This window comes from Pseudomonas sp. LPB0260 (genome assembly GCF_013388395.1).
Genome location: NZ_CP058247.1, coordinates 484,451 through 501,019, shown reverse-complemented (window position 1 = coordinate 501,019; position 16,569 = coordinate 484,451). Strand labels below are relative to the sequence as shown.

The following is a 16,569-nucleotide window of genomic DNA, read 5'->3' as shown; positions in this document are numbered from 1 at the left end:
ATACAGATGTGCTCTGGTAGAAGCGGTCACCAATGGGGACTAAGTAGAGCCCGAATCCTCGCTGGGAATAAAGTGTACGGCCGCTTTACCCGGGAGCTAACCCTGGCCGAACTGGAGACGGCAATGTTCAGTACAACGCTCAATGCCTTGCGCACTTTCCCGGAACAGCTTGAAACTTACTATCACGCCATCCCCACGGCGTTCAGAAACTGGGCGCCAGACTCATGGGCCGGTGTCCCCAGCGAGCCGTTCACGGCCATCGAACAGATCTGCCACGTTCGTGACATTGAGATCGACGGCTATCACGTCCGTTTCCGGCGCACGTTAACCGAGTTCGAGCCCACGCTGGCGTCGGTCGACGGTGAGAGCCTGGCCAAGGAACGCGCGTATGCGAGCGCCGACGCAAAGGAGGTCTTCGCGGCGTTTCGTGCCGCGCGGGACGAGACGGTAAGGCTTATCGAATCCCTTGGTCCCTACCAGTTCAGTCGAACTGCGGTATTTGAGGGCTACGGGCCGTTAACGATGCGCAGCCTGGTGCACTATCTCTGCAGCCATGATCAGCAGCACCTTGCGGGCCTACAGTGGCTACTCGGCAAGATCGAAGCATCCCAGGCTGGCTAGGCGGGCAGGACGCCAGCCACGCGGGGACGCCGGCAGACTCAGTCGCTGGACAGGATCATGGCAAAACAGTAGCGTCGGCCGGAAAATGCCAAGCGCGGGCGAGGCATCCAGGCTTGCCGTCGATGGTGCATAACGTCCTTCTGACCCCAGCGACCCGCTGGAACCCCGGAATAGACAGGGAAAGCCAAAGGCGACAGGGAATGTTATCCACCAAATGATGCGTTTAAACGCACCGCTTGGTGTCTAATTTTAGTTATGTCCTACCAGCCATGAATCGCATACTACTCATCATACTCGTATCACTCACGCTTACAGGATGTCCTGTCAGCATCAACGGCCTCATCAAGAACAAGTCTGAAAATATAGTTATTATTGTTCCACCCTTCAAAACAGAGTTTAGCTGGATAATTGGCCCCGGATCTGAAGAAGAAGTGAGCTGGTATCAAGAGTGCATCACGGTAAAGAGCGACAATGAAATTCAATACTTTCTAGCTTGGCCAATCCCTGAAAATGTGCTTATTCCTGGAGCCTTCAGCTCCACTCTTAAGGTCGCTTATAAAAACAAAGAGTTGTTCTTTGAAAACAACAAAGGCGAGTTTATAAAAATCCCCCAGGCAGCATCGTGCGCAGGGACATAACAATGCGTATATGGACGCTCCCCACAAGTAGATGAGGAATCGCTTTTCAAGCCTGTCGTCAGTGCGGTTGCATTCGTATATCCGGCCTGTCATGGGCAGCATCGCCCTGGCCACTCTGTAGTTCGCACAGCGGGGGCCCAGCGTTCAATCGATCACGTGGATCATGATTGTTATCGGCCTTGTTCCGCTGCAGGACTCGCCTGTTCCGACAGTCTCGCGTCTCACCACAACCACCCGAAAACCCTCATTCCCTCCTGGTTACTCCCGCCGTCAGGCGGGCCTTACGCTCTGCCAGTTGCCGCTGAAACGTCGTTCGTGGCACCACACCGCCCAGCAGATTCGTACCAGTTTGTTGGCCAACGCCACCGCCGCTTTGTTGTGGCCGATGCGCGCCGCCGTTTGCGTGGCCCAGCGCTGTAATGCGGTCAGTCGTTCCGGCGTGTTGGCCAGGCAGCGCTGGGCCGCCAACAAGGCGGCGCGGGAGCCGTGGACCAGCAAGGTACGCACATAGACGTTGCCCTGGCAGCTGATATGGCCCAGCTTGCGCCGGTTGCCGCTGCTGAACTCGCGTGGGGTCAGGCCCAGCCAGGCACTGAGTTGGCGGCCGCTGGCGAAGCGCTGCGGATTGCCGACCGCGGTCTTCAGGGCGCTGGCGGTGAGCAGGCCGATGCCGCTGACCTCGTCCAGCCTGCGCACGATTTCATCCTCGGCATGCCATTGCTGCAGCTGCCGCTCGCAGTCCGCCATGCACTGCTGATAGAGATTGATCTCACCCAGGACGATCTGCAGCAGGCCGCGCAGGCGCGCCAGCTCCGGGCGCTCGATCAGTTCGTTGGCCCGGCGCAGGAAGGCCGCGGTGCTGGCTGGCGCCTCGATACCCGCTTCGCGCAGGATGCCACGCAGCAGGTTGATACGCTGGGTGCGGCTCTTCTTCCAGGTCTCGCGCAGGCCGTGCAACTGCTGCAGTTGCTGCTGCTCGTGGCTCTTCACCGGCACCGGATGCAGGCCGGCACAGCGCGCCGCTTCGAGCATCGCCTCACAGTCGTTGCGGTCGGTCTTGTTACGCCGCCGGTACGATCGCACATAGCGTGGATGCAGCAGCATCACCCGGTGCCCACGGGCCTGCATCAGCCGCCCCCAGTAGTGCGCCGTGCCACAGGCCTCCATCAGCCACTCGACCGCCTCGGCCTGCTCCTGTATATATCGCCCGAACGCCTCACGACTCAGCCGCCTGCGCTGACTCACCACGCCGGCACGGACACTCTCGGCAACTTGGTAAACGGACTTGGCCAGATCAACTGCTATGCGTTTCATCACACCTCTCCCAATGCACAGTCACCACCGTTGTGGGTATAGAACCGTGGCGCGGGGAGCGTCCATTACAGCATTCAAACCGTTCGCTTCGCTCACTGGGACGGGCTAAAGCCCGCCCCTTAGCTTAATCGTTAGACATTCAAGAGAGATCGATGAACAACAAAGATCTAAGCATTTCAAACTTCTGCGCCTGCTTTATTGATTTACTCGGTCAAAGAGACGCCCTCAAGGGCCAGGACCTAATGCCCTCTCTTGATGACGATATCAGCAAAGAAAAATTCCTAGATATAGTCAGGCAATCTGTCGGAGCCATTGGCCGCCTGCAATTGCACGCAGAACACTTCAGAAAGGAGGCTGAAAACCCTACAACCTTTAGGGTCTCACTATCTCCTGAAGATCAAAAGCTTTATGACGAAATGAAACTACCTAAAGCAAAGCAACAGCGCTGGTCAGACGGGTTGGTCTTCTATCACTCTTTAAACACCCAGCATGCCAAGTGCCCAATGAATGCAGTCATCGAAATATTCATGCTTGCGGGAGCTTTATGTTTACTTGGCTTAGCAGACAAGCAACCAATTAGAGGCGCAATAGAAACATCATGGGGCGTGGAGTTACATGACAACGAGCTTTACGGCGCTGTCGTTGCCAACAGTTATCTTCTAGAAAGTAGCGTAGCTCAGTACCCAAGAATCGTAATTGGCGAGCACACCATGAACTACTTAAACACTTATCTTCAAGACACTCCAAACATTGAAGACAAGCTTCATCTTTATAACTACAACCTTGCCGTCAAGTGCATAAACATGACAGCTATCGACCAAGACGGCTATCACATCCTCAACTACCTCGGAGAAGAATTTAAAAACAGCGTATTCCACGACGAGAGTAAAGACCTTTACAACCAAGCTTATGCGTATATTTGCGAGCAGTATGAGCTACATAAATCCAGAAAAAACAGCAAGCTAGCCCTGCGTTACACTTGGCTTAGAGGGTACTTCCATCAGCACAAGGGAGTTCATGTCTAACAATGTATATGGACGCTCCCCGCTAGTAGATGAGGAATCGCTTTTCAAGCCTGTCGTCAGTGCGGTTGCATTCGTATATCCGGCCTGTCATGGGCAGCATCGCCCTGGCCACTCTGTAGTTCGCACAGCGGGGGCCCAGCGTTCAATCGATCACACAGATCAGCATTGTTATCGGCCTTGTTTTGTTGTAGGACTCGTCCGTTTCGACAGTGCTGAGCAGTCGTTGCAACCATCTAAAATCATATTCTGGTTACTTGGCCCTGTGCGGGGGGCGTGCTGAACTCGCCGCACTTTGCTGCGCCGCTCCTGCTTGTTCGGAGTTCCGCTGATGCCGGGCTATAAGGGTCAGTATCTAGTTAGCAAGCGCTTATAGCGCTGTAGTGAAAATGACTCACGGTCTTACGGATGAGAGGGGCAGGGTGGAAAATCGAGCCTATACTACTATGGCGTCTCGGGGACGTAGTTGCGCTGAGGGCTGTCTGCTGGTGTTGACTTAAATGGCCTGAACTACCTATCGGGGTGGTATGTGGGGTTTCCAAAATGAAACTGGGTAATCTCGATCAACAATTAGAACAGGCTCTTGATACAGTAAGCGCGGTGCTCTCCCAGCCGGAAACCTATACGCAAATTGGTATGGTCGTTGCGATTTATGCGATCGCCTGGGTAGTTGCCAATCGCATCAGGAAATACGCCCCGTTTTTGAATGCAGGGGGTGATGAGGCGGGCGCTCATCCGTTTCGTAAATTTATCGGCAGGCTGGGCGGCTTGATTTTCCCGATACTCGCGATTTTGTTGTTGCGAATATCCGTTGAAGTGAGCGAGAACCTGCTGAGTCAGGGGTGGCTGGTGCAGGCGGCGCTTACCATTTCCATCCTGCTTATCTTTTACTCGATCATCCGTAACTTTATCCGCAACAGGTTTCTTGCCTCGACCTTCAAGTGGCTGGGCATCCCGTTGTTATTTCTGCATCTGGTTGGCCTTCTGGACGGATTGATCGGGATACTCGAATCGATTTCCGTCAGTCTCGGCAATATCGAGATTTCGGTCTATGGCATCGCCCGGGTCGCGATCTTCGGCTCGATGCTGTTCTGGCTCGGCCGCGTCAGCAGCAGAACCGGGCGGGACTTCATTTCCCATCAGGAGAACCTGGACGCTCGCACCCGGGAAGTGGCCGCGAAGCTCTTCGAGGTGGCGATATTCTTCTTCATTTTCCTGCTGCTGCTACAGATCATGGGCATCAACCTCACCACGCTCGCGGTGTTTGGCGGCGCGCTGGGTGTTGGTCTTGGCTTCGGGTTGCAGGCCATCGCCTCCAATTTCATCTCCGGCATCATCATCCTGCTCGACCGCTCGGTGTCCATTGGTGATTACGTCGAACTCGAAGACGGCCGCACCGGTATCGTGCGTGAGTTGAATATGCGCTCGACCACGCTGGAAACCTTCGATGGCAAGGATGTTGTGGTACCGAACGAAAAGTTCATCGCCGAGATCTTCACCAATTGGACGCACAAGGACAAAAGCCAGCGTTACCGGGTGGACTTTTCGGTCTCCTATGACTCCGATGTCAGGAAGCTGGTGGAGATCATCAAGGAAGTGGTGGCCAGCCACCCGCAGGTATTCAGCGGTGAGGATGTACCGTTCGAGGAGCGGCCTGACTGTGAGATAGACAGCTTTGGCGACTCCGGCATCAATATGTTCGTGGAGTTCTGGATGGAGGGCGTCGACGACGGCAAGAACCGCGTTGGGGGTGACCTCTTGCTGATGATCCTGGAGGCGCTGCAGGAGCATGGCTTCGAAATACCTTTCCCGCAGAGAGAGGTGCGTGTCCTGAACGAACGCCCCTCCGCCAAAAGAAAGCGGGGCGATTAAGGAGTCTGTGGCGCGCCATCGTTGCGGGGCGCCGCCGATCCGGCTCCCATGGGGCGCATGTTCTCAGCGGGGTGGTGCGATCCAGCTGGCCTCTGTCACAGGCCGCCACCAGCCACTCGACCGGCTGCACCTGCTCCTGTATACATCGGGCATACGCCTCACGATGCAGCCGCCTGTGCTGACTCATCCGGCCGACATGGACACTCTCGGCTATTTGGCGAACGGACTTGCCCAGATCCATCGCTAAGCGCACCAGCACCGTTCGTTCAATGTGTAGTCGTCACCGCTCGGTCTCAGGGGCGTGAGGCGGCGTTTTTTTCCGGATCTGGCTTATAGCTCGTTAGGTGGGGCGGGCTGAATTCCGCCCCGAAAGTACACGCATCAACTGTTATGAGGACAGCATCCGCGGTCTTGTTCAAGGAGGGATCAATGGTGTTGAAGGGAAGTTGTCTTTGCCAGCGAGTGAAGTATGAAATTACTGGCGAGTTGCTGGATGTACTCAATTGCCACTGCTCGATGTGCCGAAAGCTGCATGCGTCAGCTTTCAGAACCCGGGCCAGGGTAGCGGCTAAAGACTGGAGAACGTTGTCTGGAGAGCGGTTCATTAAGTTCTATGAGTCGTCAAAGGGGGAGCACAAAGGATTTTGTTCCGAGTGCGGTTCCAGCTTGTTCACCAGGTTCGATGCGGCACCTGAGGTACTTGGCTTTCCGCTGGGCACCTTGGATGATGATCCCAAGGTGAAGCCTGCTCGACACGTTTATGTCGGCAGTAAGGCACCCTGGTTCGATATAACGGATACATTGCCGCAGTGCCGCGAAATTGATTGATTGTTCGCGCCTGGTCGAAGGCGTGCAGGGCCTCAGCGTAGGGACAGCGGATATGGCCCGTCGCTCGGCTTGATCGTTGTGCGCTTGGTTGTCCAGATACAGGGAAGGAGACAAGACATGGCCACATTGGTGGTAGGCGCAAGTGGCGCGACGGGGCGGTTGTTGGTCGAGCAGTTGCTCAGTCGAGGACAGCAGGTCCGGGCGATTGTGAGAGCGCCGGAGCCATTTCGCCGGCTCTTTGAGAACAACGAAAACCTCTCGGTTATCCCCGGCAGCATCCTGGAGTTGAGCGATGGCGAACTGGCGCGCCACGTCGATGGGTGTGAGGCAGTGGCATCGTGCCTGGGGCACAACCTGAGCTTGAAGGGGATCTATGGCGAGCCTCGCAGGCTGGTGACCGAGGCGGTCAACCGCTTATGCACTGCCATCGGCGAAAGCCAGCCGGCTAGACCGGTCAGGTTCGTGCTGATGAACACCACCGGTAACCGCAATCGCGATCTGTCTGAGCCGGTTTCCCTGGCCCAGAAAGCGGTCATGGGGCTGATTCGCCTGTTGTTGCCGCCGCACCTGGATAATGAGCAGGCCGCAGATTTTCTGCGCACCCGCATTGGTCAGGGCGACGGGGTGATCGAATGGGCCGTGGTTCGTCCCGATACCTTGATTGATGAGAGCGTTGTAACCGAATACGCGGTTCACCCTTCACCGATCCGAAGCGCGATATTCGATGCAGGCAAAACCAGTCGCATCAACGTGGCACATTTCATGGCTGACCTGATCACCGACAATGGCGGCTGGCTTAAATGGAAGGGGCAGATGCCGGTGGTCTATAACGTCGACGGCTCCTTGTAGACCCTGCGTTCAACGCATCGTGCAGGGGGCGGCGCGGGACTCTATGTACAGGGCAAGTGGATGCGGTTGAGCGAGATTTCGCTCGTCAACTTAACTGGGCGCTGACGCGACGCGTTAGCCCCGTCACCATGGATCGGAGAGCGCACTATGCAACAGCTGTTGAATCGCACCTTTTTATTGATCAGCGTCTGCGCCAGCCTGGCTGCCTTCTTTTTCGCCTATCACGCCGGGCTGGACCTCGAGGTGACGGTTGTTGCCGCTACTGTCGCGACGCTGGTGGCCGGCATGCTGTTCGAGCGTTTCGCCCCCTATCGAGAGGACTGGCGCCGCAACCGGGGGGATGTCGGGACCGATGTCATCAGCGCCGTGGTGCTGGTCGGCATGGTGGAGCCGTTGCTCAAGGCGGCTGGGCCTGTCGCCCTTGTCTCATTACTGGGGGCGGCATCGATCGCGCCAAGCGAGGCCTTTCTGGCGAGCCTGCCCCTTGCGTTGCAGATACTGGCGGCGACCCTGCTCATCGAGCTTGGGCGCTATTGGTCGCACCGGCTACATCACATGGCGAAGCCGCTCTGGTGGTTGCACGCCATGCACCACAGCAGTGAACGCCTGTATAGCCTGAACAACTTTCGATTCCATCCGCTCAATCACGCGACGAATTTTATCGTCGGCATGCTGCCGGCCATGCTCCTGGGGTTCTCGCCCGAGGCGCTGCTGGGGTATCTGGCGCTCACCCAGCCGGTGCTCATGCTGCAGCATGCGAATATCGACCTTAAGAGCGGCTGGCTGAACTTCATCTTCAGCAGCAACGAACTGCACCGCTGGCATCATTCCAGTGACGCGCGCGAAGGCCATGTCAACTTTGGCAGTGCCCTGGTGATTTGGGATCAGGTATTCAAGACGTTCTACCTGGGCGGGAACAACAGGGCGCCGGTGCAGGTTGGCCTGTTCGCCGACAGCGCCGCCTACCCAGGGCGGTCTGGCTACTTCTCCCAGTTGCGCTCGATGTTTTCCCCTGGGTGCTGCGTGGGATAGGCAGATTGCCCGGAGAACGTTCGGTTTTCGCTGCGTCACTCGCTGATGGGCGCCCGTACTGGGCGCCCCGAAGCTGAAGTTTGCCACTGACAAGGAACGTACACGGACATGCCCGCAACCATCACAGTCGGCTTGATCGGCGACTACGACGCCGCCGTTCCGGCCCATCAGGCCATCCCACCGGCGCTGCAGCAGGCGGCGCAGGGGCTGGAAGTCGAGGTGGGGTTCGAGTGGATCGGGACCGAAACGATCACCTCTGCCGCCTCGATCAGCCGCTTCGACGGACTCTGGTGTGTGCCTGCCAGCCCTTACCGGAACATGGACGGTGCGCTGCTCGCCATTGGCCATGCACGCAGCAATGGCATGCCCTTCCTGGGGACATGTGGCGGGTTTCAGCATGCGCTGCTGGAGTACGCGCGCAATGTGCTGGGCTGGCACGACGCCGAGCATGGCGAAACCGCCCCCGATGCGCCGCGCCAGGTGATTGCCCCGTTGGCGTGCGCATTGGTGGAGGTGAGTGACCTGATTCGCCTGCAGGCCAATACCCGTGCCGCGTCCGCCTACGCTGCAGATGAGATTACCGAAGGGTATCGATGCAGCTATGGGCTGAATCCAGCGTTCCGCGCGGCGCTTGTCTCCGGTCCGCTGCGAGCTACGGCCTATGACGGGGCGGGCGAGGTCCGCGCGGTCGAGCTCGAGGGCCATCCCTTCTTCGTCGCGACCCTGTTTCAACCCGAGCGCAGGGCGCTGCGGGGCGATCCGGTTCCGCTGGTGGTTGCCTTCCTGCGTGCCTGCATGTCCGGTGCGGGGCGCTGAGGCCGGGGTCAGTTCGCTCCGGTCTCGGCTGACCTAGGCGGGCGAGGGCGACTCGCTGTCGGTCAAGGGCACCACGGCGTCCGCGATTGGCGCACGCTGCGACGCGCCGAGGCTGCGCCACTTTCCGGCGGGCTTTCTGGGCCTGCCAGCGCCTGCCGGTGGATTCTTTAAGGGAATGAACAGCTGAGGATTAGTCGTTTGAAACGGCCTATTCCGCTCGCCAGAATGTTTCCCATGAATGGCTGGAATACCAACCCCCTGGGGGTTGCCGGCCACCCTGTCCAGGCGATGCAAGGAGTCGAGTTCCCATGAGCGTTCAAGCTGCCGCTAACCCGGATGCGCTGGTTAGTCCCGATGAGATCCGCGCGCAGTTCTCCCGCGCCATGTCGGCCATGTACCAGGCCGAGGTGCCGTTGTACGGCGCGCTGCTGGAGCTAGTGGGGGAGGTCAACGCCCAGACCCTGGCGCAGGACCGGCAGCTGGCCGCGCGGCTCAGCGCCACCGGCGAGATCCAGCGCCTGGACATGGAGCGCCACGGCGCCATTCGCCTGGGCAGCGCCGCCGAACTGGCCACCATGCGCCGCCTGTTCGCGGTCATGGGCATGTATCCGGTGGGCTATTACGATTTGGCCTGTGCCGGCGTGCCGGTACATTCCACCGCGTTTCGCGCCACCCATGAGGCGTCGTTGCAACACAGCCCGTTCCGCGTGTTCACCTCGTTGTTGCGCCTGGAGCTGATCGAGAACCGCGAGCTGCGCGAACTGGCCGCGGGCATCCTCGCGCGGCGCAATATCTTTACCCCCCGCGCCCTGCAGCTGATCGAGCGGGCCGAGGCGGCCGGCGGCCTGAACGCGGGCGAGGCGGACGAGTTCGTCCAGCAGGCCCTGGAGACCTTCCGCTGGCACCGCGAGGCCACCGTCGGTGCCGCGCTGTACCAGCAGTTGAGCGACCAGCACCGGCTGATCGCCGATGTGGTGGCGTTCAAGGGGCCGCACATCAATCACCTGACTCCGCGCACCCTGGATATCGACGCGGTGCAGGCCGGCATGCAGGGTCGCGGCATCAGCCCGAAGGCGGTGATCGAAGGGCCGCCACCGCGGCGCTGCCCGATCCTGCTGCGGCAGACCAGCTTCAAGGCCCTGCAGGAGGCGGTGACGTTCGTCGAGGCGGACGGCAGCGGTGCGCTGGGCAGCCACACCGCGCGCTTCGGCGAGATCGAGCAGCGTGGCGTGGCCCTCACCCCGCGGGGCCGGGCGCTGTATGACCGCCTGCTCGAGGCCACCCGCAAGGTGGCTGGTGGCGCGCCGAACGAGGAGGGCGCGGCGGCCTATATGGCCACGCTCAGCCAGCAATTCCAGGCGTTCCCCGATGACTACGCCAGCCTGCGCCGGCAGGGGCTGGCCTACTTCCGTTACTTCGTCACCGAGCAGGGCCTGGCTGCCAAGGCGCGGGGCGAGCTGGCCCAGGAACTCGAGGCGCTGCTGGCCGCCGGCCACCTGCAGTGCGAGCCACTGGTCTACGAGGACTTCCTGCCGGTCAGCGCCGCCGGCATCTTCCAGTCCAACCTCGGCGACAACGCCCGCGACAGCTATGGCGCGAGCGCCAACCGCGAAGCCTTCGAGCGCGACCTGGGCGCGCCGGTGCTCGACGAGCTGGCGCTGTACGCCGAAACCCAGCAGCGCTCGCTGGCGCAATGCGCCGAGGCGCTGGGCCTGCCGGCACTCGCCTGAGCCGCGGACGAGGCCCGCCGTCGATCACAACGCGTGGCCCTTCGCCTACCTGTCGGCGCCTCTGGCCGGGCGCTTTGCGCCCGGCGCGCGGCCTGGATGCGTAAAGCCGACAGGCGTGGCAACAGGGTCGGGCGAGTGCCTTCATGGCCCGTCCGGTGGCACCTCGCCAGCGCGCCAATCGACTAGCGGTGGTGGCGGGCTGCGGCACAGCGACCACACTGAAACGTGGGGCGGGTAAACAGACCCGTGCCCACGAACCATCGTTTTGCAATGCAGTCGCCGATGAGCGCCGTGATCGATACCCGGGTTTGACTCCGGGGTGTCTTCGGAAGCTGGCTTGAGGACGCCGACGGGCGACGCCTGACGAATGGTCAATCCGCTCCACTCAACGCCAGCCGACCGCCCAGGCACGCGAATCATGCCGAGGGTGCCTGCAGATGGACTGCACAGCGCTCTTTCACGTCATAAGTCGATGCACCGCAGCACAGCGCTGGTTCGCGAGAGCGGCGCCTGAGTGACGGCATCCACATCCAGTAGCGACGCCCCGAATCCGCGGGACGAGCGCGCGGTAGGCTTCGCCAGCCCAAGCATTCAAAGCAGATTTCATCGAAGTCGTTTCCTGGCCGTCCTCGCCGAACCAGTGACCCGTAGATCGCTCGACGAAGCGGCAAGCGGCTGCGCCCGAGTCAAGGCCCGGACGCTACCTGCCGCCGAGCGCTACAGATCCCCTTACGCACAGGACGTTAGTCATGCAAACCATTCGCAATACCCTGGTGGTGATGGATCCAGAGCAGTCCCCGGCCCTGGTCCTCGACCGAGCCAAGCTGATCGCCAACACCACGCAGTCGCACCTGCACGTGTTGGTGTGCGACAAGAAGAACGACTATTCGACCCTCCTTGGCGAGACCCGCGAAGCCCTGCAGGGCCAGGGCTTCAGTGTCAGCGCCGAGCAGGCCTGGCATGGCGGTCAGCACCGGACCATCATCGCCGTGCAGCAGGCCCAGGGCTGCGGCCTGGTGATCAAGCAGCACCGGCGCGATACCCGCCTGAGCAAGACCCTGCTGCCCTCCGAGGACTGGAAGCTGCTGCGCTTCTGTCCCTGCCCGGTGCTGATCGTGAAGACGACCGCGTCCTGGCAGGGCGGCAGTATTCTCGCCGCCATCGATGCGGGCAACGACGACGTCGATCACCGCGTGCTGCATGCCGGGATCGTCGGTCACGGCCATGACATCGCCAACATGACCGGCGGCACCCTGCACCTGATGTCGGCCCACCCCTGTCCCGAGCTCCTGGCGCCCGATCCGGTGTTCCAGGTCAAGGACAGCATCCTGGCCCTGTACCGCAAGCAATGCCGGGTGCTGCAGGCCGAGTACGGCATCGACGACGAACATTTACACATCGAGGAGGGCCCCGCCGACGTGCTGATCCCCGCGGTCGCCCATAGGCTGGACGTGTCACTGACGGTGATCGGCAGCGTGGCGCGCAGCGGCCTGTCGGGGGCGCTGATCGGCAACACGGCGGAAACCGTGCTCGACAGCCTGGAGTGCGACGTGCTGGTGCTCAAGCCCGCCGACGTGATCAATCATCTGGAAGAACTGGCGGCGCCGGTGAGCCCGGAGCTGGACTCGGCGATACACTCCTGGCCCTACAGCCATGCTGCACGCGTACGCAAGCAGGTCGAGCCCGAGGAAGGCCCGGACGAAGCCGAGCCGCAGCCCAGCGGGCCGGGGCTGCAGGCGCGCTGAGGGGCGCGAGCTGTCCGTGCCTTGGCTACCTGCCGGCGTACCGGCCAATGCCGCGAGCCCGTCCCGCGGCCTCGGGCCGGTAGGCCGAATTCAGCTCTTCAGCGCGCCGGAGGCCTTGGCCAGGTGGGTGGCGATGGCGTCCATCAGGGGCGGCGACAGGCAATCGTAGGGCTCCAGGCCGAGCGCCTTGAGGCGGGCGCGGACCTCGCCCATCAACGCCGGATCGGTGCCCGACTCGATGATCGAGGAGACGAAGGCGGCGAACTGCGGGGCCGACCAGCCCTTGTCCGGCGACAGTTCGGTGTGGATGAAGTCCAGTCCGTAGAGGGGGTGGGCGCTGTTCTCGATGCGCCCGTACAGGTGCACGCCGCACTCGCGGCAGGCGTGGCGCTGGATGGTAGCGCCGGGGTCGACCACTTCGAGCTTCTCGGCATGCTCGCTGACCCGCAGTTTGTCGCGCGGCACCACTGCTACCAGGGAGAACAGCGCGCCCCTGGGCTTCCAGCACTTGGTGCAGCCACAGGCGTGATTGTGCGCCGACTGGGCGTCGACCCTGACCTTGACCGGATTCTGGGAACAGTGACAGGCCAGCGTGCCGCCGGCGAAGTCATCGGCGCCCGGCTGGATGCCGTTGTCCACCGATGGGTGAATCGAGAATGCGCTGGTCATTTCTCACCTCCTTAACGATGCCAACACTATGAGCGTAGCGCGGGGCAGCCCCCGTGCTCGCCAGCCTGCTACCGTCGATCGGCAGGGCTTGGCCGGCCTCTGGCGGCACCGCCGCAGTCCTTGCAGTTCCATAGATTTTGGAATGAACCGAGTCCTTCTTTTCGTTTGAGGCGCGTACCCATCCTTGTTTAGATCGGTAGCCAGCGGCGCTGCTGGATGGGTCTGGAAAGGCTGCAGCAGTGCTTTCGCGGGGCAAGAATGACGCCATTAAGGCCGTCGATGACGCCTGAGTGTTAGGTGGATGGCCGTGACGGCCGGCAGTATTTGCCAGGCTTAAAAAGAATAATAAGAGGTACTGCATGACCAGCTCCCCGTTCGCCCTGGAGATCCGTGATCTGCACAAGCGCTACGGCGATCACGAGGTGCTCAAGGGCATCTCGCTGAATGCCCGTGACGGTGACGTGATCTCCATCCTCGGCTCCTCCGGTTCCGGCAAGAGCACCTTCCTGCGCTGCATCAACCTGCTGGAAAACCCTCACCGCGGGCAGATCATCGTCAATGGCGAGGAGCTGCTGCTCAAGAAGGGCGCAGCCGGCGACCTGCAGGCGGCCAGCAGCAAGCAGATCAACCGCCTGCGCAGCGAGCTGGGCTTCGTCTTCCAGAGCTTCAACCTGTGGCCGCACATGAGCGTGCTCGACAACATCACCGAGGCGCCGCGCCGGGTACTGGGCCTGAGCAAGGCCGAGGCCACCGAGCGCGCCGAGGCCTTGCTGGCCAAGGTCGGCATCGCCGACAAGCGCCATGTCTACCCCAACCAGCTGTCCGGCGGCCAGCAGCAGCGCGCGGCCATCGCCCGCACCCTGTGCATGGAGCCAAAGGTGATCCTGTTCGACGAGCCGACCTCGGCCCTCGATCCGGAAATGGTCCAGGAAGTGCTCAGCGTGATCCGCGCCCTGGCCGAAGAGGGGCGCACCATGCTGCTGGTGACCCACGAGATGAACTTTGCCCGCCAGGTGTCCAGTGAGGTGGTGTTCCTGCACCAGGGCCTGGTCGAGGAGCAGGGCCCGCCGGAACAGGTGTTCGACAACCCGCAGTCGGCACGCTGCAAGCAGTTCATGTCCAGTAACCACTGAAAATGGAGCTACATCGCATGCATAACTACAAGAAGATCCTGCTGGCTGCGGCCGCCACCCTGGCTTTCGGCACCAGCGCCGTGGCCGCCGACAAGCTGAAGATCGGCACCGAAGGCGCCTACCCGCCGTTCAACCTGATCGACGCCGATGGCCAGGTGGTCGGCTTCGACATCGAGATCGCCCAGGCCCTGTGCGCCAAGATGCAGGCCGAATGCGAAGTGGTCACCTCCGACTGGGACGGCATCATCCCGGCGCTGAACGCCAGGAAGTTCGACTTCCTGGTGGCCTCGATGTCGATCACCGAGGAGCGCCAGCAGGCAGTCGACTTCACCGAGCCCTACTACACCAACAAGCTGCAGTTCATCGCGCCCAAGGGCGGCGAGTTCAAGACCGACGAGGCCAGCCTCAAGGACAAGGTGATCGGCGCCCAGCGCGCGACCATCGCCGGTACCTGGCTGGAAGACAACCTCGACGGCGTGGTCGACATCAAGCTCTACGACACCCAGGAGAACGCCTACCTGGACCTCACGTCCGGTCGCCTCGACGGTGTGCTGGCCGACACCTTCGTCAACTGGGAATGGCTCAAGAGCGATGCCGGCAAGGGCTTCGAGTTCAAGGGCGAGCCGGTGTTCGACAACGACAAGATCGGTATCGCCGTGCGCAAGGGCGAGCCGCTGCGCGAGAAGCTCAATGTTGCCTTGAAGGAGATCGTCGCCGACGGTACCTACAAGCAGATCAACGACAAGTATTTCCCCTTCAGCATCTACTGATCGGCACCGGCTGGTGCGGCCGCCGCTGCCGTACCAGCCCCCTGCGGTGGTTTGAATCATGACTCTCGATCTCTACGGATTCGGCCCGGCGCTGCTCGCCGGTGCCTTGATGACCATCAAGCTGGCGCTCGCGTCGCTGTCCCTGGGCCTGGTATTGGGCCTGCTCGGCGCCCTGGCCAAGACTTCGCCGTACAAGCCGCTGCAGTGGCTGGGCGGCACCTATTCGACCCTGGTGCGCGGCGTGCCCGAGCTGCTCTGGGTGCTGCTGATCTACTTCGGCACGGTCAGCCTGATGCGCAGCCTGGCCGACCTGCTCGGCGTGGCCAGCCTGGAGCTGTCGCCCTTCGCCGCCGGTACCATCGCCCTCGGCCTGTGCTTCGGCGCCTACGCCACCGAGGTGTTCCGTGGCGCCATCCTGGCCATCCCCAGGGGCCATCGTGAGGCGGGGCAGGCCCTCGGCCTGTCCAAGCCACGAATCTTCTGGCGCCTGATCCTGCCGCAAATGTGGCGCATCGCCCTGCCGGGGCTGGGCAACCTGTTCATGATCCTGATGAAGGACACCGCGCTGGTCTCGGTGATCGGCCTGGAGGAGATCATGCGCCGTTCGCAGATCGCCGTGACCTCGAGCAAGGAACCCTTCACCTTCTTTCTGGTGGCCGCGTTCATCTACCTGAGCCTGACCATCCTCGCCATGATCGGCCTGCACCTGCTCGAGAAGCGTGCCAGCCGTGGCTTCCTGAGGGCTGCCGCATGAACTGGGAACTGATCATCAAATGGCTGCCGCGGATTCTCGAGGGCGCCTGGCTGACCCTCGAGCTGGTCGGCATCGCGGTGATCGCCGGGCTGATCCTGGCGTTGCCCCTGGGCATAGCGCGGGCCTCGCGGCACTGGTGGCTGCGCGCCTTGCCCTACGGCTATATCTTCTTCTTCCGCGGCACGCCGCTGCTGGTGCAGCTGTTCCTGGTCTACTACGGCCTGGCGCAATTCGAGGCGGTGCGCGAGGGGCCGCTGTGGCCCTACCTGCGTGATGCCTACTGGTGCGCCATCATCACCCTGACCCTGCACACCGCGGCCTATATCGCCGAGATCCTGCGTGGCGCCATCCAGGCCGTGCCGCCGGGGGAGATCGAGGCGGCGCGAGCGCTGGGCATGGCGCGCTGGCAGACCTTGCTCTACATCGTCCTGCCGCGGGCGGCGCGCATCGGCCTGCCGGCCTACAGCAACGAGGTGATCCTGATGCTCAAGGCCAGCGCCCTGGCCAGCACCATCACCCTGCTGGAGCTGACCGGCATGTCGCGCACCATCATCGCCCGCACCTACCAGCCGGTGGAGATCTTCTTCGCCGCCGGCATGTTCTACCTGCTGGCGGCCTATCTGCTGGTGCACGCCTTCCGCCTGCTGGAACGGCGTCTGCGGGTGGATGCCTGTCAGGGTCGTTGAGCCGCTCGCGCCCGGTGCGGCCGGTGCCTTTACGCGGCGCCGGCGGATAAGCAGACTGCAGTGGCGCCCTGGCCGTCAGCCAGGACGACT

The 16,569-nt window shown here is 61.6% G+C and carries 15 protein-coding genes and 2 pseudogenes; 14 read left to right on the top strand and 3 right to left on the bottom strand.

What is annotated here, in order from left to right; translation table 11 throughout:
- Positions 1 to 123 precede the first annotated feature (123 nt).
- Both LPB260_RS02120 and LPB260_RS02115 read left to right on the top strand, forming a co-directional pair.
- On the top strand, positions 124 to 621 hold the full coding sequence (locus LPB260_RS02120; RefSeq protein WP_208707000.1) for a DinB family protein: 498 nt from the start codon (positions 124 to 126) through the stop codon (positions 619 to 621).
- Between the two features lie 269 nt (positions 622 to 890).
- Positions 891 to 1,259, top strand: a complete 369-nt coding sequence (locus LPB260_RS02115; RefSeq protein WP_208706999.1) for a hypothetical protein — start codon at positions 891 to 893, stop codon at positions 1,257 to 1,259.
- Positions 1,260 to 1,529: 270 nt separating this feature from the next.
- Here the strand turns inward: LPB260_RS02115 and LPB260_RS02110 are convergent, their stop codons facing one another.
- A complete protein-coding gene (locus tag LPB260_RS02110; protein ID WP_208706998.1) occupies positions 1,530 to 2,573 on the bottom strand; it encodes an IS110 family transposase in 1,044 nt (347 codons plus the stop codon).
- A 152-nt stretch (positions 2,574 to 2,725) separates the two neighbouring features.
- Between LPB260_RS02110 and LPB260_RS02105 the strand changes: the two genes are divergently transcribed.
- On the top strand, positions 2,726 to 3,598 hold the full coding sequence (locus LPB260_RS02105; protein ID WP_208706997.1) for a hypothetical protein: 873 nt from the start codon (positions 2,726 to 2,728) through the stop codon (positions 3,596 to 3,598).
- Between the two features lie 540 nt (positions 3,599 to 4,138).
- The gene (locus LPB260_RS02100) at positions 4,139 to 5,467 is read left to right on the top strand and encodes a mechanosensitive ion channel family protein (protein ID WP_208706996.1); all 1,329 of its coding nucleotides are present in this window, start codon (positions 4,139 to 4,141) and stop codon (positions 5,465 to 5,467) included.
- Between the two features lie 97 nt (positions 5,468 to 5,564).
- Here the strand turns inward: LPB260_RS02100 and LPB260_RS28965 are convergent.
- A pseudogene (locus tag LPB260_RS28965) lies at positions 5,565 to 5,708 on the bottom strand (IS110 family transposase); the annotation flags it as partial.
- A gap of 149 nt (positions 5,709 to 5,857) precedes the next feature.
- Here LPB260_RS28965 and LPB260_RS02095 point away from each other — a divergent pair.
- The 6 genes and pseudogenes from LPB260_RS02095 to LPB260_RS02070 form a co-directional block, all read left to right on the top strand.
- Positions 5,858 to 6,295 (top strand): GFA family protein, encoded by a 438-nt coding sequence (locus LPB260_RS02095; RefSeq protein WP_371926104.1) that lies wholly within the window; start codon positions 5,858 to 5,860, stop codon positions 6,293 to 6,295.
- Between the two features lie 117 nt (positions 6,296 to 6,412).
- Positions 6,413 to 7,144, top strand: coding sequence for an NAD(P)-dependent oxidoreductase (locus tag LPB260_RS02090; RefSeq protein WP_208706994.1), 732 nt, complete (start codon positions 6,413 to 6,415; stop codon positions 7,142 to 7,144).
- A 147-nt stretch (positions 7,145 to 7,291) separates the two neighbouring features.
- Entirely contained in the window at positions 7,292 to 8,176 is an 885-nt protein-coding gene (locus tag LPB260_RS02085) for a sterol desaturase family protein (protein ID WP_208706993.1), read from the top strand.
- A 108-nt stretch (positions 8,177 to 8,284) separates the two neighbouring features.
- Entirely contained in the window at positions 8,285 to 8,992 is a 708-nt protein-coding gene (locus tag LPB260_RS02080) for a CTP synthase (protein ID WP_208706992.1), read from the top strand.
- 308 nt (positions 8,993 to 9,300) lie between these two features.
- Positions 9,301 to 10,722, top strand: a complete 1,422-nt coding sequence (locus LPB260_RS02075) for a VOC family protein (RefSeq protein WP_208706991.1) — start codon at positions 9,301 to 9,303, stop codon at positions 10,720 to 10,722.
- Positions 10,723 to 11,471: 749 nt separating this feature from the next.
- Positions 11,472 to 12,326, top strand: a pseudogene (locus tag LPB260_RS02070) (universal stress protein); the annotation flags it as partial.
- A gap of 231 nt (positions 12,327 to 12,557) precedes the next feature.
- Here LPB260_RS02070 and gfa read toward each other — a convergent pair.
- Complete coding sequence (gfa, locus tag LPB260_RS02065; RefSeq protein WP_208706989.1) at positions 12,558 to 13,136, bottom strand: S-(hydroxymethyl)glutathione synthase; 579 nt, start codon at positions 13,134 to 13,136, stop codon at positions 12,558 to 12,560.
- Positions 13,137 to 13,495: 359 nt separating this feature from the next.
- Here gfa and LPB260_RS02060 point away from each other — a divergent pair, with 359 nt between their 5' ends.
- The 4 genes from LPB260_RS02060 to LPB260_RS02045 are packed head-to-tail and all read left to right on the top strand — an operon-like array spanning position 13,496 to position 16,479.
- A complete protein-coding gene (locus LPB260_RS02060; protein ID WP_208706988.1) occupies positions 13,496 to 14,269 on the top strand; it encodes an ABC transporter ATP-binding protein in 774 nt (257 codons plus the stop codon).
- Between the two features lie 17 nt (positions 14,270 to 14,286).
- On the top strand, positions 14,287 to 15,039 hold the full coding sequence (locus tag LPB260_RS02055) for an ABC transporter substrate-binding protein (protein ID WP_208706987.1): 753 nt from the start codon (positions 14,287 to 14,289) through the stop codon (positions 15,037 to 15,039).
- Between the two features lie 58 nt (positions 15,040 to 15,097).
- Positions 15,098 to 15,793, top strand: a complete 696-nt coding sequence (locus LPB260_RS02050) for an ABC transporter permease (protein ID WP_208706986.1) — start codon at positions 15,098 to 15,100, stop codon at positions 15,791 to 15,793.
- Entirely contained in the window at positions 15,790 to 16,479 is a 690-nt protein-coding gene (locus tag LPB260_RS02045; RefSeq protein WP_208706985.1) for an ABC transporter permease, read from the top strand. Before LPB260_RS02050 ends, LPB260_RS02045 begins: the two co-directional genes overlap by 4 nt.
- The last annotated feature ends 90 nt before the right edge of the window (positions 16,480 to 16,569 follow it).